Annotated in this window: 12 protein-coding genes; 5 read left to right on the forward strand and 7 right to left on the reverse strand. The window is 29.5% G+C overall.

Annotated features, from left to right (window positions below; translation table 11 throughout):
* Window positions 1-266 precede the first annotated feature (266 nt).
* Window positions 267-3,170, forward strand: coding sequence for an excinuclease ABC subunit UvrA (uvrA, locus tag QZU90_RS01390; RefSeq protein WP_296855088.1), 2,904 nt, complete (start codon window positions 267-269; stop codon window positions 3,168-3,170).
* Between the two features lie 156 nt (window positions 3,171-3,326).
* On the opposite strand, the gene QZU90_RS01395 is transcribed toward uvrA, so the two are convergent.
* Window positions 3,327-4,994: a hypothetical protein gene (locus QZU90_RS01395; protein ID WP_295605221.1), complete on the reverse strand. Its 1,668-nt coding sequence runs from the start codon at window positions 4,992-4,994 to the stop codon at window positions 3,327-3,329.
* Window positions 4,995-5,051: 57 nt separating this feature from the next.
* Window positions 5,052-5,861: a DUF368 domain-containing protein gene (locus QZU90_RS01400; protein ID WP_295605357.1), complete on the reverse strand. Its 810-nt coding sequence runs from the start codon at window positions 5,859-5,861 to the stop codon at window positions 5,052-5,054.
* A gap of 661 nt (window positions 5,862-6,522) precedes the next feature.
* Between QZU90_RS01400 and QZU90_RS01405 the strand changes: the two genes are divergently transcribed.
* From QZU90_RS01405 to QZU90_RS01415, 3 genes are all read left to right on the forward strand, one after another.
* On the forward strand, window positions 6,523-8,718 hold the full coding sequence (locus QZU90_RS01405) for a hypothetical protein (protein ID WP_296855090.1): 2,196 nt from the start codon (window positions 6,523-6,525) through the stop codon (window positions 8,716-8,718).
* Window positions 8,719-9,013: 295 nt separating this feature from the next.
* Window positions 9,014-9,193 carry a hypothetical protein gene (locus QZU90_RS01410; protein WP_295605225.1) on the forward strand — a complete coding sequence of 60 codons (180 nt, stop codon included), beginning with the start codon at window positions 9,014-9,016 and terminating at the stop codon, window positions 9,191-9,193.
* Window positions 9,194-9,261: 68 nt separating this feature from the next.
* Complete coding sequence (locus QZU90_RS01415; protein WP_295605227.1) at window positions 9,262-9,546, forward strand: hypothetical protein; 285 nt, start codon at window positions 9,262-9,264, stop codon at window positions 9,544-9,546.
* Window positions 9,547-11,000: 1,454 nt separating this feature from the next.
* Here QZU90_RS01415 and QZU90_RS01420 read toward each other — a convergent pair.
* A complete protein-coding gene (locus QZU90_RS01420; RefSeq protein WP_296855093.1) occupies window positions 11,001-18,035 on the reverse strand; it encodes a DUF3320 domain-containing protein in 7,035 nt (2,344 codons plus the stop codon).
* Between the two features lie 348 nt (window positions 18,036-18,383).
* On the opposite strand from QZU90_RS01420, the gene QZU90_RS01425 reads away from it, so the two are divergent.
* Window positions 18,384-19,523, forward strand: coding sequence for an aldo/keto reductase (locus QZU90_RS01425; RefSeq protein WP_295605231.1), 1,140 nt, complete (start codon window positions 18,384-18,386; stop codon window positions 19,521-19,523).
* 148 nt (window positions 19,524-19,671) lie between these two features.
* Here QZU90_RS01425 and QZU90_RS01430 read toward each other — a convergent pair whose 3' ends face one another.
* The 4 genes from QZU90_RS01430 to QZU90_RS01445 all read right to left on the reverse strand — a co-directional run bounded on the left by QZU90_RS01430 (window position 19,672) and on the right by QZU90_RS01445 (window position 24,220).
* On the reverse strand, window positions 19,672-20,721 hold the full coding sequence (locus tag QZU90_RS01430) for a M42 family metallopeptidase (RefSeq protein ID WP_295605233.1): 1,050 nt from the start codon (window positions 20,719-20,721) through the stop codon (window positions 19,672-19,674).
* Between the two features lie 101 nt (window positions 20,722-20,822).
* On the reverse strand, window positions 20,823-21,491 hold the full coding sequence (locus QZU90_RS01435) for an NTP transferase domain-containing protein (RefSeq protein ID WP_295605236.1): 669 nt from the start codon (window positions 21,489-21,491) through the stop codon (window positions 20,823-20,825).
* 101 nt (window positions 21,492-21,592) lie between these two features.
* On the reverse strand, window positions 21,593-22,720 hold the full coding sequence (locus QZU90_RS01440) for a hypothetical protein (RefSeq protein ID WP_295605238.1): 1,128 nt from the start codon (window positions 22,718-22,720) through the stop codon (window positions 21,593-21,595).
* 174 nt (window positions 22,721-22,894) lie between these two features.
* Window positions 22,895-24,220, reverse strand: a complete 1,326-nt coding sequence (locus tag QZU90_RS01445) for a Mur ligase family protein (RefSeq protein WP_296855095.1) — start codon at window positions 24,218-24,220, stop codon at window positions 22,895-22,897.
* Between the last annotated feature and the right edge of the window lie 143 nt (window positions 24,221-24,363).

The following is a 24,363-nucleotide window of genomic DNA, read 5'->3' on the forward strand; positions in this document are numbered from 1 at the left end:
TTATTAAATACTTATTTTTACTTTTTTATTTATTTTAAAATATTTTTTATTAACTTTTTACAAATTTATACATATATAACATATATTTATATAATAGTTAGGACTAATATTAGTTTGTATGAATAAAAACTAAATTATTAGTTTTCAAAAGCTCTTACTGCTTAGATTTATATATAATATAACAAATTTTTATATAAAAATTAAAAACATTTAATCAATTATTATATTAAACTAAAATTAATTTACTTATAACTAATGGTGAGAAGATGAGTACCGAAAGAAAAAACATTATACTAAAGGGAGGAAGGGAGCATAACCTCCAAAACATTGATTTATCCATACCAAGGGACCAGTTTGTAGTTGTTACAGGTTTAAGTGGTTCAGGTAAATCAACACTTGCATTCGACACCATTTATGCTGAAGGACAGCGTAGATATGTTGAATCATTATCAGCTTATGCAAGACAGTTCTTAGGCCAAATGAAAAAGCCTGAAGTGGATTATATCGAAGGATTATCCCCTGCAATTTCAATAGATCAAAAGACTACAAAGGTAAATCCAAGGTCAACTGTAGGTACCATTACAGAAATTTATGATTATTTGCGTTTATTGTTTGCAAGAATAGGAATTCCTCATTGTCCTAATTGTGGTAAGGAAATATCTCATCAAACCATTGGACAGATAACAGAATCCATTATTGAAGAGGGAGAAAGAACTAAGATACATGTGCTTGCTCCTGTTGTAAAGGACCGTAAAGGTGAGCATAAGGATATTTTAGATGATTTTAGAAAAAAAGGTTTTGTTAGAGTCCGTGTAGATGGTGAAATTAGAGGTCTTGATGAGGATATTGAACTTGGAAAGAACTTCAGGCATAACATAGAGCTTGTAGTGGATAGGCTTGTCATTAGGGAAGGAATTGACTTCCAAAGAAGATTATCAGATTCTGTAGAAACCGCTTGTAATTTTGCAGAAGGTCTTGTAACTGTCATGTTTAATAAAAGGGATGATGAAGGAAATGAATCAACATATGAAAAAACCTATTCAGAAGACTTTGCATGTACCGACTGCGGCATAAGTTTCCAGGAATTGACTCCACGTATGTTTTCATTCAATGCACCTCAAGGGGCATGTCCAGAATGTAATGGTATTGGTACAAAAATGGAAATGGACCCTGACTTGATTGTTCCAAACAAGAACCTAAGCTTAAATGATGGAGCAATAGTTCCATGGTCAAAATCAACTAAAAAGGAAAATTACTATTATCAAATGCTTAAGGCAGTCTCTGAACACTTTGGCTTTAGCATGGACACTCCATTCAAGGATTTAACTGAAGAAGAGCAACACATTATTCTTTACGGTTCAAATGAAAAGGTAGCATTTGCTTTCAAAAGAAGAAACAGGTCTTACAGAGTAAACCGTAAGTTTGAAGGTGTAATTACAAGAATGGAAAGATTATACATTGAAACCAAATCCAATTATAACAGAAGCTATATCTCTAAGTTCATGAGTGACCGCAAATGTCCTGTTTGTGGTGGAAGAAGACTTCGTCCTGAGGTTTTAGCTGTAACTGTAGGTGATATGAACATTATGGATGTATGTGACTTATCCATTAAGGACAGCTATCAATTCTTCCAGGATTTAGAACTCACAGAAAGACAGTTGTTCATTGGAAAGGAGATTTTGAAAGAGATTAAGGCAAGATTGAAGTTCCTTGTTGATGTAGGATTGGATTATATTACAATGTCAAGGTCTTCTGGTACCTTATCCGGTGGGGAAGCACAAAGAATAAGACTTGCTACCCAAATAGGTTCTGGACTTGTTGGGGTTTTATATATTTTGGATGAACCAAGTATTGGTCTTCACCAAAGGGATAATAAAAAATTAATTGGCACATTAAAGCATTTAAGAGACATTGGAAACACTTTAATCGTCGTAGAGCATGATGAAGAGACAATTTTATCTGCAGATTATGTCATTGACATAGGTCCTGGTGCTGGTGAACATGGTGGTAAAATCATCGCTGAAGGAAGTCCAGAAGAGATAATGAAATCTCCAGACTCCATTACAGGTAAATACTTGTCAAGAAGGGAAACCATCCCAATCAATACTGAAAGAAGACACGGAAACGGTAAATTCTTGACTGTTAAAGGCGCTAGAGAGAACAATCTTAAAAATGTTGATGTAGATATTCCACTGGGAGTCTTTACATGTGTTACTGGTGTAAGCGGTTCTGGAAAAAGCAGCTTAATCAATCAGGTCTTGTATAAAGGTTTATCAACTATCATCAATAAGAAGTATTTGCATCCCGGAAAGCATGATTATATCGAAGGAATTGAGAATATCGATAAGATCATTAGAATAGATCAAACTCCTATCGGTAGAACTCCACGTTCTAACCCTGCTACATATGTAGGGGTATTCACTCCAATCAGGGAATTATTCGCAGAAACTCCAGAATCCAAGGCGAGAGGCTATAAGCCTGGAAGATTCAGTTTTAACGTGAAAGGAGGAAGATGTGAATCCTGTTATGGTGATGGTATCATACAAATTGAAATGCACTTCCTATCTGATGTTTATGTTCCTTGTGAAGTCTGTAAAGGTAAGAGATACAATGATGAGACATTGGATATCCGTTATAAGGGAAAGAATATCTATGAAGTATTGGAAATGACTGTGGAAGAGGCTTTGAAATTCTTTGAAAATGTACCAAGAATAGCTAAAAAGCTTCAAACCTTATATGATGTCGGTTTAGGTTATATAAAGTTAGGACAACCTGCTACCACTCTCTCTGGAGGTGAAGCGCAAAGGGTAAAGCTCGCTAAAGAACTCTCTAAATCCAGCACTGGTCAAACATTATACATATTGGATGAACCTACTACCGGCCTTCATTTTGATGATATAAAGAAATTATTAAACGTTTTAAACAGATTGACAGATGCAGGAAACTCTGTTGTAGTGATTGAGCATAACTTGGATGTTATTAAAACAGCAGATTATATCATTGATTTAGGTCCTGAAGGTGGAGATGGCGGTGGAGAAGTCATTGCTACTGGAACACCTGAAGAGATTGCAGAATCTGGAACTTATACAGGAGATTTCCTAAAAGAAGTCTTAAGCGAGAATATAACTGCTCATGCAAAAGAGTTAGTTGAAGAAAATGCAAGTAAATAATAGTTTTCTATTATTTACTAAAATTTATTTTTTTAAAAATAAGTTTTTTAATTTTTTATCTATTTTAATCTTATATTATACTATTTTTATAAATTATTTACTATTTTTATAAATTTTTACTATTTTTATAAATTATTTACTATTTACATAATATTTCTATTTTTTAAGCAATGCTGACCTTTTTTTAGCTACTTCCCTTACATATTTATCTTCATCTTTAATAGCTATATCATCTAAAACAGATACAGTTTGAATGTTTTTACAAGCGGATTCACGGATCTTTGAATCATTATCATTATATGCCAAATCAACCAATATCTCTTGATTCTTAACTTTAGAAATAGCTTCTATACGTGCATCACTGTATTCGCCACTGATTGCAATCTCTTCTAAAATCTTTTTATCCTTAATTCTTCTAATTGCATTTAATCTGATATTGGAATCATTATTGCTTTTTGCTATCTTAGCCAATAATTTTTCTGATTTAATTTTAGATACTGCTTCCATTTGGCAATCGGAATAAATGGATTCTTTGCTGATTTCAATTAAAAGATCATCATTGGCAATCTTATTAACTGCTAATTTACTTATTTCCTCATGTTTTGATTCGTTTGCAACATTCTTTAAAAGATTTTCAAAATCTTTGATATCATATCCATTATCAATATAATTTTCCTTATTGCTTATGACTTTATTTAAAGCATTTTTAGCTACAATTAAATCATCATCTTTGATACTAATATCAATTAAATTAACTAAAGAATTAATATTCTTAATAGCTTCACTTCTAACAAAGCTATCTTTCTCTTGCAGATATATTTCTTTAATAATATTCTCATTTTTCACATGTTTTATTGCTTCAATACGAACAAACTTATCAGTATCATTCAATCCAATCTCTTTTAAAACATCTTCGTTTTCGATTTTTTCAGTAGCTTTAATTCTTGATGATGAATAGCTTGAATTCAATGCAATTTCAATCAAATCATCTTCTGAGTCTAATTTATCTATTGCTGCTGAACATACATGCTCATCTATTTCATTGAATGCAATCTCTTTTATGGTTTCATTATTTTGATTAGTATCTAACTTATTTAATGCTTCAACCCTAATGAACTTGTCATATTCATTGCTTTTTGCAATATCAGATAAAATCTCTTCATCACAAAAGCTTTCCTTATTGATTATTTTATTAAATATCTTATTGTCAGAGGAATTTTTCAATATTTCAGTTAATATCTGATTATTTTCAATCTTTTCTATTGCAAGCATTCTCACTTTTTGATCTTTAGCATTTAAACATAAATCCATAAGTACAAGTTCATCATCTATTTCACGAACTGCAGATAATCTGTCTTTTCCTTTTTTATCATACTTGGCAATCTCTCCAAGGGCATGATTAACTTTTCCTAATTTGTCAAAAGCAATCTGCCTAACATCGCTATACTTTGCATTGTAAGCCAATTCCTCTAAAATATTGGGGTCTGTAATTCTAGAAGCGGAAATGGTTCTTACATATCTGTCCTTATTGTCAATAGCTAAATCTTCCAAAACATCTTGAGATTTCATTTCCATAACTGCAGCAATTCTATTGTTTCTGTTGCTATGGTTCATAGCGACGCTTCTAAATGTTTCATCTTTCAATATTTCTTCTTTAGTACGTGAATCATTTTTAAGACGTTTTTCTTTAGCATTTTTTAAATCTTCAGGGCTTATATTGTCTATTGAAGAGAAATCAATTGATTTTTCCCCTCTTTTTTTATCTTTCTTATCCTTGTCTTTTTTGTCCTTTTTTTCTTTTTTTATGAAGTCAAATAAGCCCATTCTTTCACCAAATCTGATAATTAAGGGATAATTTTCATTTTTTTAATTAATTAACAATTATTCTTCTTTTTTAAATTTTTTCTCTAAAACGATAATAAGTACAAATGCAATTAAAGCTAAAATAATGCATGGAATCCAGGAACCTTGAATTGTAGATGTTATTTTCATAACAGGTAACCTTAATGTTCCAACCATAATTCCTATTAAAAATGCCATTGTAGCTGATTCATACCTTTCAAGCAAATAGTTCAAGAGTTTGGAAAATCCTAAAATACCTATTACTGCACCTATACCAAAAACAAAAATTTCTACTAGATTTCTTGAATTTAAAGCATTTAGCATGTATTGGTACTGTCCAAGTAGCAATAATAAAAAGGACCCAGAGATTCCTGGCAAGATCATTGCACATATTGCTATAAGTCCTGAAATGAATATTACAATCAAGCTATGATTAGCTGCAATTGGATTTAATCCTACAAATATATAAGAGAGAATAATTCCTATTAGGGATATAACGATTAATTTGATATTGAAATTCTCTAATTTTGTGTAAAGGATATATGCAGAAGCCAATATAAGGCCTAAGAAGAATGAAAATGTATATGCTGTTTGGGTATCAAGCAAATAGCTGATGACTTTTGCAAGAGTAATAAATGCTATTCCAATACCTAAAATCAATGGAATGAATAATTCAAAATCAATTTCATCGATTAGCTTTTCTTTAAATTCGCTGAAATTAGCCTTTAATAATGGTTTTAAAAAGCTAAATCTGATACTGCTTATAGCAGAAATTAGACGTTCATATATTCCTGTAATTAAAGCGATTGTTCCTCCAGAAACACCTGGAACAATATCTGCAGATCCCATAAATAATCCTTTAAGGAAAATCAATATTATTTCTTTTAAATCCGAATTCATTTTTATTCCTCAAAAACATTAAAAATAATTTTAATTTTATTTTTTATTTTTATAATTTAATATTTATATTAGTTTTTATAAGTGGAATACATTGAAATAAATTTTATTATCTAAAATAATAATATATTATTAATTATATTAAATTTTATTTATTAAAATCCTTATTTTTCGAAAATAATACTTTATACTTGCTTATTATTAGATTTAATAACAAAAAACAAGTTAATCTTTAATCGATTCATTCATGTATGATGATTTTTTCTTAAATTGCTTTATTTCTATTTTAACTTAAAAATAATTGTTTTTATTGAAAAATAGACATTTTAATTAATTATTGAATATTAGTTTTTAAATAGAAAAACTAATTGCTTTTTAAATGAATTTTAAAAAATGGATATCCGTTATTTATTTTCCCAAATAATAACATATTGTGCTTATTTTTTGAAAAAAAGCCCATTTTTTACTAAAAGTATATATAAGATAAAAAATAAATTTTTAAGTACAAGAATTTAAAAACAATATAGTTTATACGAACAATTTATTTCAAAATGGAGGTGTAAATATATCGAAAAGGATACAATTTACCCTGATTTTAGTATTAATATTGTTCTTGGGTATTAATGCAATATCAGCTAATGAAATAAATGACAATGATTTAACTGGTATAAACTCAGCTGATGTTATAGGAATGGATTCAGTTGACAATACCAATGTAATTTCTTCTGATTTGATTGAAGATCAAAATGAAGAAAATTTACAAACAGATAACCTATCTGATGGCCAATCAAATAATGATGATGGTAATACAGATTCTGCAGATTCCAATTTAAATGATGGAAACGGTGATTCTGCAGGTTCAGATTCAGATGACATAACTTCCAATACAGAAGTTTCCAAAGAAAAAACTACTATCTCTGTCTCAAAAACTTCAATACAGAGAGGTACTGTGCTTTATATTTATTTGAAAGATAGTAATGGTAATCCTATATCAGGAAAAACTTTATCCTTGGATATAGGAGGCAATAAATATACAAAAACAACTGATAATAACGGTGCTGTCTCATTAAAATTCAGCTCACTTTTAGGTAAATACACTTTAAAAGTAACTTTTAATGAGGATTCAGATTACCTTTCCAGCAATGATTCATTTTCATTAAATATTTATCAATCTGCTACAAAGATTACAGTTTCAAGCCAATCAGTTGCTAGAGGCAAATATTTATATGCTTACTTAAAGGACAGTTCTGGTAAAGCAATCTCAGGACAGACTGTAAAGATAAAGTTTAGAGGCAAGACTTACACTAAAGTTACCAACAGCAATGGTAGAGTTAGTCTTAAGATAACTTCTGTTGCATCTAAATATACAACTAAAATTACCTATGCAGGTAATACAAGTTATAAATCAAGCAGTAAGTCTTTTACATTAAATGTTTATAAGACAAAAACTAACATTACAGTTGCTAGCAAATCAGTTATTAGAGGTAAATATTTATATGCTTACTTAAAAGATAGCAAAGGAAATCCTTTAGCATCCAAATCAGTAAAAATTAAATTTTACTATAGTAAGTATCGATATAAATATTTCTATAAAACCACTAATAGCAATGGTAGAGTAAGTTTAAAGATTAATAATAAACCGGGTTATTACACTACAAAAATCATTTATTCCGGTTCTGGATACTATAAACCTTATACAAAATCATTTCAATTGAAATCCTATGTTGCTAGTACAAAGTTCACCGTTGCAAATTCATCTGTCGTTAGAGGAAAGTATTTCTATGCTTACTTAAAAGACAGTTCCAATAAGGCAATAGCTAATCAAAAAGTAGTTATAACCTTTAATGGTGATAAATACTCAAAAACTACAGATTCCAATGGTAGAGTATCATTGAAGATTAATTCTCCAGTAAAATCATATAGTGTTAAATTAAATTATGCTGGTTCTATTAGTTATAAATCTTCAAGTAAATCCTTAACTCTTAAGGTATTGAATAATGTGACTGCAAAATTAAACATTAAGACTAGTGGCCCTGGTGAGTTTACTGTAAGATTAACTGATTTAAACGGAAATCCTATAGCTAATCAAAATGTTAGCATAACTTCCATTCATGGTAATCAAGCTGCTGGAACTGGAGATAAGATAACTACAAAAACTATTATCATTGACTCCGATAACATATACAATAAGGCAACTGATTTAAAATTCATTAACGATATAGCTCAAATATTAAGATCCAAAGGATATAAAGTTTTAGTTAATGATGATATCGGTCCAAATGAACACTGTAAGGATATTTATAAATATGGCTATGAAAATTCCTGTATCTTCTGTATCTTTGGAGGATGCGACAGTGGTATGTTTTATGATATGAGCAGCAAATGGTATCAGAACTATTTAAATCAATATGATAATAGAGTAGTCTTAGGATTCACAAGAACCCAAGTTGATTTAGCAACTTGCACTTGGCTTAAAAGGGCTCATGATGATAATTACAGTCCTTTAAGCTTTACAGGATTATCTAATCCTGGAACTTACTTAAATGATCATAATATGGATTATGTTTATGGAAGAACTGCTGCAGAAATGGCTAATAACTTCCTTAATTATGCGGTTAAAGGATTAAGTATTGGTTTAAACAATACAATCCCTTGTGATATCGATACATATAAGGTAACTACTGATGAAAATGGATTTGCAACTATAAGTGATTTAAGTTCTGGAACTTACACTATGAAATGTTCATATTCCAATACTGCATTAGGATATGTTGCTGATACTATCCAATCTAAAGTAACTATATTATAAATGTAATATCTTTTAAGATATTACTCTTTTTTTATTTTTAATCTTTTTTATCTCTTTTTCTTATGATTTTTATCTTATTTTAATTTTAATTTAATTCTGGTTTTAATCTTTTTAAATATCTTTTTCTTTAAATCTTTATTATCTTTCAAATCTAATTTTTCTATTTTACTTACTAATAACTATTAATATTAGAAAATTCATATATTTAAATAGTATTTAATTAAAAATTAAAACACAGATATAATTCATAATATAGAATTTTACTACTCTTATTTAGATTATTTTGGTGAAAATTATGTTTTACAGTACTATAATGAAAATTGATTCCATTGATAGATTAAGAGATATTAGAGATGCATTATTAGTAGAACAAGGTATTAATCCTACTAGAAACGGTGAACAAGCAATTCGTGTAGTGGTTGATAGAATCGATGAAATACAAAATACTTTAGATAAAAGAACTAATACAATCTAGTTTTTTAAAAATAAAAATAATTGATCTTTTATATTTTTTACTAATTATTTTTAGCGATAGGTTTTAAAATGTCAATCACTTTAATCAGAAGCAGGAGAAGATTGGTTCAAGCTAACTCTTATAATTCTCCGCATCATAGAAAAAATAAAAAGTTATTAGCTACTACTCAAGCTGAAAGAGCTCAAAGAAATAGGGAAAAGAAGAGAGCTCAATTAGACAGGCTTAAAAATAAGAATAAACCTAAAGCTAAAAAAAGGCCTAAAAGAGCTAAGATGCCTTATAGATTTAAGTATTATCAATTCCAGGATTATAAATTTAAGGATGAATTGGAAGAATTAGAAGAGATAAACTAATTTTATTTCTCTTTTTTATTTATAACCTTTTTAATCTTTTTTTAATCTCTTTGTCGAAATATTGAAAAATTTAATTTAATATTTTACTAACTATTTATATATTTAAAAACTATTTTTATAAATTTAAACTATTTAATTAATTTAAACTATTTATATTAATTCAAACTATTTATAATTTATTGGACTATTCGTAATAATTAAAATAATTATTTTAAATTATCCTTTTATTTTTTATTGTTTTTATACAACCTAATAGTTCGTAAAAATTAAGACAAATTACTTTTTTTTAAAATTGTGATTATTTTATGAAATCTAATAATGATTTTATATTTATAGAACATTCGTATTAATTAAAATAATCTAATTATTAAATTTTATAATTTTTTTTATCTGATCTTAAGAAATGGATGCAAATTATAATTAATAATATATTTTTCCTGCAGATCCTTATTTGAAAAATTTAAGAATTAATTTTTCTGGAAAATAATCCAATAAAAACCTTTAAAAAAATCGATTTTATATTTTTCTAAAAGAACTCCTTAGAGCTGTTTTTTCAAGATTTTTTATAAAAATTTACTTCGTTAAACTACAGTATAACGAAGTAAAAAATATTTTAGAAAAATAAATGTTTAAAAGTATAAAAAAATTACCAATTGATGTATATGTAATAGTATCATTTTAATATTTTAGTGCATTTTTGATTTTTAGCTAAATTTTTTAATTTTACACTTGAAATTAAACCAAAATATTTTTTTTAGAAAAATTTTGAAATTTTTCATCTTCATAATCTCCAGGAGTAAAATTTCCATAATTGTAATCAAGAAAATGTTTTGATTAGAAGAAACTAATAATGAATTTCTTAATTATCAGCATCATTAATTAAAAAATTTAAAAATTATCAATTTTATAAAATAGTAATACTTTAAACAAAAAAATTATTAATTATTAGAGTAATACTTTATGATAAATTATTATTAATAAATAATAAAAATTTATAGTTTATTATTACTTTGATTAAGATAAAAAGTATTACTAATTATTAATTTATTAATACTTTTTGAAATTTTATAGTAATACTTATTGGACTTTTTTTAATAATTATCAAAAATATAATGTATTACTAATTAAGAAAAAAGTAATATATTAATAATAATTTATATAAAAAAAGTAATAACTATAAGAAATTTAATAATTATCATTTTGGAAGATTATAAGATAAGAAAAATAATGGATCTAATAGAAAGAAAAATGAATAAAAAATAGACGAGAATGAATATAAAATGGCTAAAATCATATAAAATAATAAAAGCATATACATCCAACAGTTCTAAAATATAAATTTTAATATAAGTATGAATAATATTAAAGAAATACCTAATTATTTTGATAGTTATAATAAAAACAGTAGTTTATGATAGGAAAAATTTAATATAAAAAATAAATAGTAAATTGATTTATCTAAATTCAATTTTACCATTATTATTAATCAAAATTCCTTTACCAATCATTGAATCAATGACTAAAGTGATTTTATTGGAAGTCTTCTTGGAAGTTGATCTAAATCCGAAAGTTCTGGAAACATTCTTAGCTAACTCTTGAACTTTCAATGATTTTTCAAAACTTAATACCAAATCAATGGATTTTTCAATTTCTACTTCTGAAATTAAATCAATATTTGGCTTAACTCTCTTTCTAACCTTAACAGAGTCATAGTCAATGAATAGGAAATCATTTTCTCTAATTAAAAGCAAATGATTTTCATTTCTATCAATTACTTGCAATATGGTATTTTTAAACTTAGTACCTGCACGGGATAATCCGCAACCTTCTCTTAATCTACGGATAACTGTGTCTACATGAACAGGACCTTCAGCAGCTACAATATCCATAATAGCAGTTGCCAATTTCTTTTCATCTTCATAGATTTCAGATGGGGATTGAATAATTAAGTTCTCAATTTCCTTATAGTCTTCAATATAATCGCTTAATTCACCAGTAGGAGTAAGTCTTGTATTATCTACTGCTCTAAGAACATTAGTTTCCTTTATTCTTTCATCTTCCATGTCTTGATAACCTTGTCCAACACCAGAGATGATATCTTCAAATTGTTTATCATCAATTTCTATATCATCTATATGTTCAAACTCGTCATCAGAATCAATTAATTTTTCGCCTAATTCCTCTAAAATAATAGATTCTTCTGTCCTATGGTCAGGAATAGATTCATTGCTTTGAATATAAGTTTCTGAATTGGTTTCATAAATGTCAGTTTCCTGATTAATTGATGAACTTATAGGTATAATAGGTTCTGTTTCTTCATCAATATAATCAAATTCAGGAATTTCATCTAAAAATGAATCAGCAGAATCTCCTAAATAATCATTAGAAGATTCATTAGTATACTCTTCAATTTTATCTAAATATTCATGTTTTTTAGATGTAAATAATGAATCGTAACGCTTTTCTTCTGATTTTTGAGTATTATCAATTACAGTTGGCTCTTGATATGGGTCATATGGATCTTCAAAGAATTCATCATCAGCATTACGGTCTATTACATAAACTGTTTCCCTTTCAGTCGGATTTTCTATTTCATCCATAGACGCTTTTAAGTATAACATTTCATTTTTAAGGCTGCTAACTGTTCCAGCAAGGCCTGTCTTATTTCTATCATTAGTTCTAGGATATTGAACAGCATTCTTTTTAAGAGCATTATCTATTCCCACTGCACTATAATAATAAGGACTTTCCGGATTATTAGGGTCATGGAAAGATTCATCTTGAGCTTGAGAATGATCATTTGATTGGGCATTGTCTATTTCATTGACTGAATCTTTAGATTCCTCATAAAACTCTTCAAATTCATCATTATCGATTGGAGAAATATAATCTCCATCTTCTCCATAAGAATTATTATGATTATTATTTCTAATTTCAGCGCTAATAGGAACAATAACATCTGGAGCATCATCAAATGCATCATCATCTTTCTTTCTTCTAGGAGCTTTATATTCTCTCATGTTTTCAATACCTTCAGATTCATTAGTTTCTAAATCTTCTTCATTTAACTCTTGAATAATATCTTCTGAAATATCCTCTATGTCATCTTCGATATCATCTTCAAGGCTGTATACAATTACATCATCATCTTCGTCTTCTTCATCAAAACTGTATACAGGTGCCCCTTTGATATCCTCATCAATTTCATCTTCGACTTTTTCTTCGAATATTTCTTTATTATCCTCTTTAATGTTTTCTTTAATATCCACTTCAAGATTTTCTTCAGTAGTATATTCTATATCATCATCACTAATAATACTTTCCTTTTCTTCAAATTCATTCACATTCTCATAAGTTTGATCATGAATGTTATTTGTTTCTAAATCAACAGGTTCCTCTTTAAGCCGTTCTCTTTCAATTGATTTTTTCTCAATAGGCTTATTTTCCTCTTTTTGAGGAATTGTTTTTTCAACTTGTGGTTCATTAGACTTTTTAATTTGCTCTTTTTTAGATTTTTGAGCTTTTTCAGACCCATCTATGTTTTGAGAACCATTATTTTGCCTATTATTTACTAATTCATCCCCTATATTCCTTAATCTATTCATAAGAGATTTTGCCATAGTATTTCCATTATTCCTATTCTCCTTTGGAGTATTATTTGCTTTATTAGAACCAGCAAAATTCTCTTTTACTTTAAATTCACCATCAAGAATGCCTTTTTTATTTGAAGAATTATCTTTAGATTTAGTTTTTTTATCTTTTGAATTTCCTTCAAATTTAGAGGAAACATCATCTTTAGATGAATTGAATTTAGTACTTCTTTGAGGTTTTAAATTAGATTTTTTCTCTTTTTCGTGCTTTATATGAGTATTTGATTGTTTGTTTTGAGATTTTTCCTCTTTTTTGATATTTCTTTTTATAGGAATATCAGTATTTTCATCTTTTTCATTGCTTTTATTCTTATTTATATCCTTATTAATGTCCTTATTTCTAGGAACATTAGGATTCTTATCCTCTATTTTTATATTGTCTACGGATGGAATATCGATTTCATTTTCATCATCGATAAGATCAGGAATATCATCAATGGAAGTTTTATCCTCATTGGAAGTGTTTTTAGTAAATTCATCATCAAACCCTTCTAAATATTTATTGATTAAATTCTCTTTTTCCTTATCCTTTTCAGTCTTTATATTGATTTCCTCTTTTATAGATTGAATATTTGCCAAATCATTATCCATTATTTTATCTTCTATACTATCTGAAATATTATCAGAAATATCCATGTCATTTTCTTCGTTATTCTCTATGAAATCATCGTTGTCCTCTTCATCATCGTCTTTTCCAAGGATGACAGTAGTGACTGGATTGATTTTCATTGATTCAACATCATTGATCTTTTTCTTCAAGTCTTTAACTTTAGTGTTGACAATAGTTGATTCAATATTTTCCAATAATTTAGCTCTTGCTAAGTCTCTGTTTCTATACCAATCAGTAGACCATATATGATAAATATTCCAACCTAAACCATTTAGGACTTGTTCTCTTAATCTATCCCTATCTCTTGCAACCTTACTTGAAGCGTAATTATGACCATCACATTGAATTCCTAAAATGTATTTTCCAGGATTATCAGGGTCTTTAATAGCTAAATCCACTCTAAATCCTGCACAACCAACCTTTTTATCCACTTCATATCCATTTTCAGCTATGAAGTTGCAAATTGCATCTTCAAACGGAGCTTCCTCATAATCATCATATTGAACTGATTGGTTATAATGCAAGTTTTCAGCATATTCCAAGAAGGCTTGCAATGATTTTACACCAAATGGAGGATTTGCAGTCAAATGAATATCATGAGCTCTGAAGTTGGTAAATACAACACATTTTTCTCTTGCCCTTGTAACAAGCACATTTAAACGTCTTTCTCCACCGTCTTGGTTTAATGGACCAAAGTTTAAAGACATTTTACCTTCTGTGTCATAACCGTATCCAACACTGATCAATATGACGTCCCTTTCATCACCTTGTATTGTTTCAAGGTTTTTAACAAAGAATCTTTCTTCCTTATTTTCTGAAAAGAGAGCTTCATATTCAGGATGTGCTTTTCTTTCAATCTCCAATTCCTCTAAAATTGCATTCTTTTGAGCTACAGAGAATGTACCTACACCTAAACTCTTCTTATCACCATATTTTGCAAAGTGCTTAAATATCTCTTTCACTACATCCTTTGCTTCAAGAGGATTTGCTGAGCCTTCTCCTCTGTGGTATTGTGTATTAGGATTATAATGGAACTTAAGCCCTAATTCAGGATCTGTGTGGGATGGAGATGGATAAACCAATAGTTCATTATCATAAAACTCCCTGTTAGAGATATTAATTAAAGACTCATGACGGCTTCTGTAGTGCCATTTAAGCATTTTAACTGGGAATGATAATTTACATAAATGCAATATGCTTTCCATATCCAAAGCAGTTGCCACTTCTTCCCCACTTTCACTATCAGTCATTTGGTCAAAGAAGCTTGTAGGAGGCAATTGTTGAGTGTCTCCCATTACAACAGCAGTCTTACCTCTCATGAATGCACCTAATGCATCCTCAGGTTTCACCTGACTTGCTTCGTCGAAAATGACTACGTCAAATTGCAATTTAGGATTTGTAGGATCAAGATATTGTGCAATGGACAATGGACTCATCATAAAGACAGGTTTAATCTTTTTAATGGTTCCTCCTGCCTTTTCAAGCAATGTTCTAACAGGTAAATGTCCACTTTTTCTTGTAAATTCTCCTGCCAATACCTTAGCTTCTGGATCATTAGCAGCACCATAAATCTTAGGAATTTGGCTATTTAGCTTATTGAAAATCCTTTTTCTATTCAAGTTAATGATCTTTACATCCAAATCCTTGAATTCCTTGATTCTGTTTTCGTGCAATTCACCGATAAATGTTGCTAAAGTGTCATTTTCATTGAAGACAATATTGAGTAAGCTGTCTGCAAAATTACCTAAAACCATTGGTTTAACGTCATCTTTCTTAATGTTTCTTTTTTCAATGGTCTTAATGAATAATGATGCCTCACTATTCCTGCATGCCCTTTTGGTGTTGGAATACTGAGACCATAAATGTAAGCTTGATAATTGTCCTTTCCATTTATTCAATTGATTTTCCCATTTGTCAAATGGAACATCATCTGTTTCCCTTTTAAAGATGATTTTGCTTCTTGGATTTAATTTTGACTCCAATTTCTTAAGATTTTCATAGAATCTATTTCCCTTTTCAACATAGTCATCTATGCTGGAATCCATATCCGGAAGGAAAAGATCATTTGAAAGCATTTTTACAGTAGTTTCACTAAAAGTGCCATTTGATATGAGATAGACAAATTTATTCATCCAATTAGCCACTTGCTTCAAGTCATTTATATTAGCGTTTTCACTCCATAAATCACCGAAATATGCTCTTCCAAGAGCTTCGTTATCCTTTAGGCTTTGTCTGATTTTAATATGGTTTCTCACTTTAATCAAGTCATTCAATGCTTCCCTATCACTTGGAACATTGCCGTTATAAAGCTTATAAAGCTCTTCCTTATGGGAATTTCCACCAAAGAGCTTGAATTTCTTATGGGATTCCTTTTCCAAATCATATATTATTGTATCTAAATCTGCAACAAGCAGATAATCTGAGAATTTATTGAATAATCCAGACGCATGCTGATAATGCTGCAATAGCTTAATGAGTTCCAAGGATTTCTCTGGACTATTGAACCAATATTTGCTAAGCAAGATGGAACTATCCACTAAGTTAGCGCTTTCACTATTTAAAATGTTTAAAGCAGTGATTGAGTCTTCATATTCTTTTAAGGTATTCGGAATCTTAATACCATATACTTCATTGACAACATTCATTTCATATCTGAAATCACTTAAAGACTCTAAGCTATCCCTTATCAATAATTCAATTTCCCTTAAATCCGCAGGAAGCAAGCTCTTTGGATTGCAATAGCTCCACGGATTGTTTTTGGAAATGGTTGAGTATAATTCTGCTAAATTCTCTAATGATATTATAATATCATCCAATTCCTTCATTGTTAAGTCTTCAGCATTATTGAATCTGACTAATGGCAACAACTTACTTTGTCTTGCAAAATAGTCTTCTGAAGACTCTTTCATACCATATAATTCAAATGGTGTGAGATTTACATTAGCCATTGGAGTGTGAATTATTTCAGCATATTGATCTAATTGGTCACGTAAGTTTTCAAGCTTTCTAAGGGTTTGATCTAATTTCAAGTCTCTTGTAGCCCTTACATTAGTTGCTTTCTTAAGGTTTTTCAAGAATTGTTTTCGTCTTGTCTTGTGTGAATGCAATTCTAATACGAATTTTCCAAGGCCTACGCTATCCAATCTGCTTTTTACAACTTCAAGTGCAGCCATCTTTTCACTTACAAAGAGAACTGTTTTTCCTTCTGCTATAAGCTCTGCAATTAAGTTTACGATAGTTTGTGATTTACCTGTTCCTGGAGGTCCTTCTACAACTAAATTATGGCCTGCCTTTACGTTTTCTATAACCGCAATCTGTGATGAATCAGCATCCAAGACTTGATACATTGTTTTATAATGGAGTTTTTCATCAACATCCTCTTCCTCAAATGTATCCTCATAGACATTTTTGCTTGGATTAAATATTGATTGAATAAGTTCATTTTTAGTTAAATCAACATCTTTGCTCCAACTTTCAGGATTCAAGTCATTATACATGACAAATTTAGTAAATGAAAAGAATCCTAAAGCCACATCATCCTTAACATCCCATTTGCTAAATGGTCTGATTGCCTTTTTAACATCTGCTAAATATTGGTTTACACCTTCAATATAAGAAGTTTGCTCAAATTTAGGAAGCTCTATTCCCGCTTCACGCAATTTAGCTTGAATTGAGATGTTGTTTTGAATGTCTTCTCCAGTCCAGGATAATGAAAATGAATTTCCAACCTTCTTACGTTCCATAGCTACTGGAATAAGAATAAGTGGGGCTAAATTCTTTTGTCTTGGTTTCTTCTTGTCAATCCATTCTATAAAACCAAGAGCAATATACAAAATATTGTAACCTTGTTCCTGAACCATTGTCTTAGATTGCTGGTCAATATAAAATAGTCTTTTTTGAAGCTCACTAGGTGTCAAATCTGCTTTTAAGGTTTTATCGCTTTCAGATGATAAGAATTCCTTGGTTTGATCTATGAAAGTGTGAGCTCTGGATTTCTTGGTCTCTGCCTTATTAGGAGAGAAATACATTTTCTTATTCTCTAAAACAAGGATCTTATATGCATTCATAGGTGTTTGGTTAATGATACTGAGATTTCTGTTCCTTGCCTTGAAGCTAAGAAGAGGGTTTCGTAAGGTTAAATCCAAGAGTTCCTTTCTTAGATTCTTAAACTCCTTCTCAATATCCTTATTAGATATAGTGTTATTTTTTGATGGTGTTCTGAATTGCATATTATTATCCCTTTTTAGGTGAAATTATAATTAATATTTTTAAGATTTATATAAAATATTTAATAATTTTTTGATACAATTATATTTATATTTATAGTAATTTATAAAGTTTTGTAAATAGCAATTTTTATATAAATCTCTAAAAAAGATTTAATTTAAAAAATAAGAATTTTTTAATCTTTTTTAATGAAATAAAAGAAAATAATTGGAATAAATTTTAATAGTTTTTTCATATAAAAACATTTATATATACAATTAATTAAAAGTATTTTTATATATACAATTATATTAATTTAACAAGGTTTATAGATTAAAAAAAACTGATAAAAAAATATTTGGAGTGAAAAAATGGAATATAAATCAAAATTTGGATTTGGATGCATGAGATTGCCTCAAACTGATGCAAATGACCCTACTAAAATTGACCAGGAATTATTTAATGAAATGGTAGACCTTTATATGGAAAAAGGATTCAACTACTTTGATACCTCATTTGCTTATCATAATGGAGTTAGTGAAGTTGCAATGAAAAAAGCAATAGTTGATAAATATCCTCGTGAATCCTACCAAATATGTGATAAAATGCCTACATGGGCATTGACAAGTGAAGAAGATAACGATAAATTTGTTAATACCATGCTTGAAAGGCTTGGAATTGACTATTTTGACGTATTTTTTGTACATAATATCAATGTTCCATGGTTAAAGTTAGCTGAAGAGCACAATACCTTTGAATATGTAAAGAACATGAAAGAAAAAGGCATAACTAAGAAAATAGGTATAAGTTTCCATGACAACTCTGATTTGCTTGAGAAATTCCTTGATAAGTATGCAGATATTCTTGATATAGTCCAATTGGAACTTAATTACTTGGATTGGGAAGATCCAGCTATTGAAGCTCACAAATGCTATGATTTATGTGTAAAGCACGGTCTTGACGTTTATGTTATGGAACCACTTAAAGGTGGTGTAATTGTAAATCAGCCAGAAAGCATCAATGATGATTTTAAGTCATTCAATCCAGATAAGTCTATTGCAAGCTTTGCAATGAGGTTCTGCGCTTCATTGGAACATGTAAAAATGGTTTTAAGTGGAATGAATAAGATGGAAGATTTATTGGATAATATAGATACCTTTGAAAACTTTGAGCCATTAAGCGAAGAGGAACATATGTTCTTATTAGAAGAAGCAGATAAATTAAGGGGAAATCTTGCTGTACCATGCAGTGAATGCGGCTATTGCCTTAAAGCTTGTCCATTGGAAATCCCAATTCCAGAGTATTTCAGATTATATAATCATCATAGTGTACAGAAACAGTCCAATATATACAGATTGTATTATGATAAATTAGGTGAAGAAAAGGTTCCTGCAAGTGATTGCACCCAATGTGAAACCTGCATTGATTACTGTACACAAAAAATAAACATTCCAGAAAAGTTAGAAGAAGTATGTGAGCATTTCCAAGAAGGATTCAGCCCTTATGGATAAGAATAAATGAAAAATAGTAAAAAAGACTTCTTTAAAATTTAAAAAAAATAACAAATAAAAAAAACAAAAAGAGAATAAATAGAATAATAATTATTTAAAATTATTCTAATTTTATTCTTATTATACTAAATTCTAATTTTATTCAATTTTATTCTAAACTGTTAATAGCAGCTACAATCAACTGGATAGTGTTTTCAACATCTTCCATGCTAGCTACACTAACAGTTGTGTGAATGTATCTGGTTGGAACAGATAAAACACCTGTTGGAATACCTTCTCTAGTAAGGTGAATAGCTGTACCATCAGTAGTACCACCATCACTTACTTCAAGTTGGAATGGAATTTCTTCTTTTTCTCCAGTGCCAATCAATAAGTCTCTAATGATTTTAGGAGTGATGATTCCTCTTCCACTTGCATCAATCATGATTACAGCAGGTCCTTTTCCAATGACTACAGGCGCTTCTTCTGGTTTGATTCCTGGATGGTCACCTGATAATGTTACATCTAAAGCAAATGCCATATCAGGGTTTAATTTATAGGAAGTTACTTTAGCTCCTTTCAATCCTACTTCTTCTTGAGTTGTTCCAACACCATAAACGGTTGCTTTGGAGTCTACTCTTTTTAAAACTTCCATCATCACATAGCATCCGAGACGATTATCCAATGCCTTACACATTACCAAGTTATTAGGGAATGCTTCAAACCATGATTTGAAAGTGATTGGATCTCCAATGGAAACCATTTCTTCAGCCTGTTCCTTGTCCTTTGCTCCAATGTCAATAAACATTTCATCGTAAGGAACAACTTTCTTACGCTCTTCAGGTTTAGTGACATGAGGTGGTTTAGAACCGATCACACCAGTTAAATCGCCATTTTTAGAGTGAATTACAACAGTTTGATTCATTAGCATTTGGTCATTTATTCCACCAATGGTTGAGAATTTTATGTAACCGTTATCATCAATATATCTTACCATCAATCCAATTTCATCCATATGAGCTGCAAGCATAACTTTTGGCCCTTTTTTAGAGGAACCTTTTTTAGTAGCTATTACATTACCCATTAAATCTGTCTCAATATCATCAGCTACATCTTTTAATTCTCTTTTAATAATCTCTGCAATCTTTTCTTCATGTCCAGAAATACCTGGAGTCATACAGAGTTCTTCTACTAATTTAATTTCTTTTTCAAAAGACATATTTTCACCTTTTATATATTATATAATAAGTATAAAATTTTATAAAACACTTTCGTATTCACTGTAACATTAATAATAATTTATAAATTAATAATTGAACTTTATAAAATACTTTCGTATTCACTGTAATGATTTATATTAATTAATTCATTTGGATGAATCTCCTTAACTCCATAAAAATCAAATCCATCTGCAAATATCTCTCTTAAGATAGGATTTAAATTATCATCCTTACCATTTAGATATTTAATCAATTCCAACCTATTAGCTGCAAAAGGCATTCCTAATCCTTCAGCAGTGTGTAGTTTTCCAGTCTTTCGTCTTCTGAGAATGGAAATGGTCTTTTCAGGATTTTCTGAGTTAAAAAGAGTGTTTAAAATATTATTGAAAGTTTCTGTAGTGACTGTAGGTTGATCTCCAGTTACACATAATGCAATATCTGAATTAATATTTTGAAGACCATTTAATAAAGAAACAGATAGACCTACCATCACAGGGTCATTTTTAATAATTTTCAATCTATCATCATGAATATTATTAATAAAAGGCAATATTTCATCACAGTAATGGCCAAGAACCACGATACATTCATCGATATTTTGAGTATTCAATACATTATGAATTGTAGTTTCAATGATTGTACTGGAATTTTCCCCATTTTTTAATGGAAGTGTAAGTTTGTTTTGTAGGGGAATATTCAAGTTTTCCTGGTCTTTTCTCATTCTAGAATTTTTTCCAGCTGCAGTTATTACTGCTGAGACTGTAAGCATAATATTACCTTAATTAATAAATTATTTTTAATATATTTTAATAAATTTTAATAAATTTAATAATTAATCAATGAATTTTCAATAATGAACTAATCAATGAATTAATTGTTTGTGCTGTTTGTTGAATTAGTACTATTAGTATTGTTAGCAATATAACTATTAGGAATCATTTCATAAACGTTAGTATAAATTCTCATTCCCGCACCGGAACCTTCAGTCCACATATTAATCTTAATTGGATATTTAAGAGTGTTATTGATTTTAATTCCAGTGGAAGGGCTGAAACCATAAAGCACAGCATCACGTCCAGAATCCATACCAATAGGCAAACTGAATCCTAAAGATAAAACAGCATTTCTAAGTGACCTTGCAGGAGGACATACTCCATGTGTAGCCATACCGGATTCTGCATCACTTTCAGGTACTGAACTGAATCCAACACCTTCTCTTCCACAACCATATGCATTTGAAGGGATTATAGTACCGTTCCAAGCTTTTACAAACTGTTTTGCATTGAATTCTCTGTTTCTATCATTGTATTGTGGGTGAGAATCCAAATAAGTATATGTGCTTGCCACTTTGGTTTCTGTATAGTTTTCACCATAAACAATAACTGGAGAACCTCCAGGATATTTGAGAGAATACTCATAAGCTTCTGGGAACTTTTCTTTTAACATATCTGGAGTAATATAAGACCTATTGTCATTAAAACCATTAATACAGTAATCTAAATTGTATTTGGAACCTTGACCATAATGGTTGTACCAATACTTTAAGGTTTCCACATTTACCCTTTGACCTGGAATTGTATCATTAGTCATGGTTTTTGGATCAATATGACCTACTGTTTGATTGGTTTTATTATTGAAAATGTCTATTCCATCAGGAACAATTTTTGCTTGCAAATATGGGCTGTTATATCCCCAAACAAACTCTCCAGGAGGATTTACAGTAATCTTATCATTATCTACAACAACGTATCCAGGTCCTTCAAATTCATCCACTACACCATCAGTACTTACATTTCCATAAAGCAATTCAGATGATGGGGTAGGAACTGCCCCTGTGGCAATTGAGAAAAAGGCATCTACAAGTTCTCCATCTCCTATTTGGGTTAGTAGAGAACCAAAATTGGAAACTATTGGATATTTATCTATCTTGTTTTTATCTATTACATTATCTCCTGCAAATACAGTGCTTCCGTTTTCATACTTTGCTATTTCACTCATATTCTGATGATGAGTGGTTGTAGTTGCAAGGGAGACAGGTATTAGAATAATAATTATTGCAATTAATGCAACAAATATTTTAAATGAATTTCTTTGAGTTAATCTTCTTGAACTAATACTTACACTTCCTTTATTTAAATCTTATATTTATTACAATATGATTATGATATTTAATTATTCAAATAATAACTTATCATCCTTAGAATTAAAGGAATCACAAATCTGCTTTAATCTATCTTGTATCTTGATTATGTTTTCTTGACCATTTCCTCCAATTAAAATAGCGTTTTCATGTGAAAACTCTGCAACAAATGCAATGATTTCATCTAGATTGTTAGCTATTTCAATTCTTCCTTTATAATCAAGTGAATTTAATCTATATTTAGCCTGATCTAATGTATCCTCTAATCCTGGAAAGAGAATGATTGCTTCTGGATTAGCCTTTACAACTTCATTCAAAATGTCTAATCTATGATTTTCATTATGCCTTGGAGTTCCTACAAAGATAGCTGAGAAATCAACTTCCTCTAATATTGGCTTAATTGCATCGGAATTGTCAGACTTTCCGATATATATCTCGCAATCATTTAATTTCAATACTTCCAATCTACCTTTTACAGGCTTAAAATTTTCTAAACTATCCTTTATGATGCTTTCACCAATTTTAAAAAGGTTTTTATCAATATAATTTGCTATAGCTTCACTAAGACCTGCATTCAATTTATTGAATTTACCAAACAAGCTTAAATCATATTTAGTTTCATCATATTCAATGGTTGATCCAGCAACTTCCTTAAACTCTTCGCCAAATTCCTGATTTTCATTGATAAAAATGGTTTTGCCTCTGAAAAATCCTTTAAGTGAATCCTTATATCCTTCCATTGAACCATGAACATTCATATGATCATTTCCCATATTTGTAAGGGCAATCAAATCAAAGTCAAAACAATAGCTGCAGAATCCAACGGTCATATCGCAGACTTCAACAAGCAAAACATCATAATCTCCATTTTCTGCTTCCAGGATAAGGTCATAGTAACCTTCAAATCCACCACCGGCATTGCCTCCAACTAAAACTTTTTTCCCGGAATTTTCAAGGATTTCCTTTATCATAGTTACAGTAGTGGTTTTACCATTGGTTCCGGTGACTCCTATAGAGAACATATCCTTGTGTTTTGTTATAACATCACAAAGCAATTTATTTGATTCCTTATAATGTTCTGCTATTTTGCTTCCCCATATGCTAGGACTTAAAACAACAGCATCACATGAATCTATTTCTTCTTGATCGTTAAATCCTAAATCAATGGACAGATTATCTTTAATGAAGCTGATTTTATCTTTTTGTGGTGAAATGTCAACACCTGCAAGGGATATAGGCAAATCATCCAGACTAATATTTACATTCAAATCTGTGGCATAAACTTCCCAATCATGTTTCAATAAGGAATTTAAAGCCTTTTTGCCTTCTACACCCAAACCTATAACAGCTGCTTTCATGATTTCACAATAATTTTTTTATATAATATTAGTAAATTATAGATAGTAATCTATTATATGTATTTATATATGTATATTCTAATTAATAAAAGTTAGTATGATTTGAAATAAACTTAAGATTTTTTAAAAAAAATTAGAAAAAA

The sequence above is a fragment of the uncultured Methanobrevibacter sp. genome, assembly GCF_902784195.1.
Taxonomy (GTDB): domain Archaea; phylum Methanobacteriota; class Methanobacteria; order Methanobacteriales; family Methanobacteriaceae; genus Methanobrevibacter.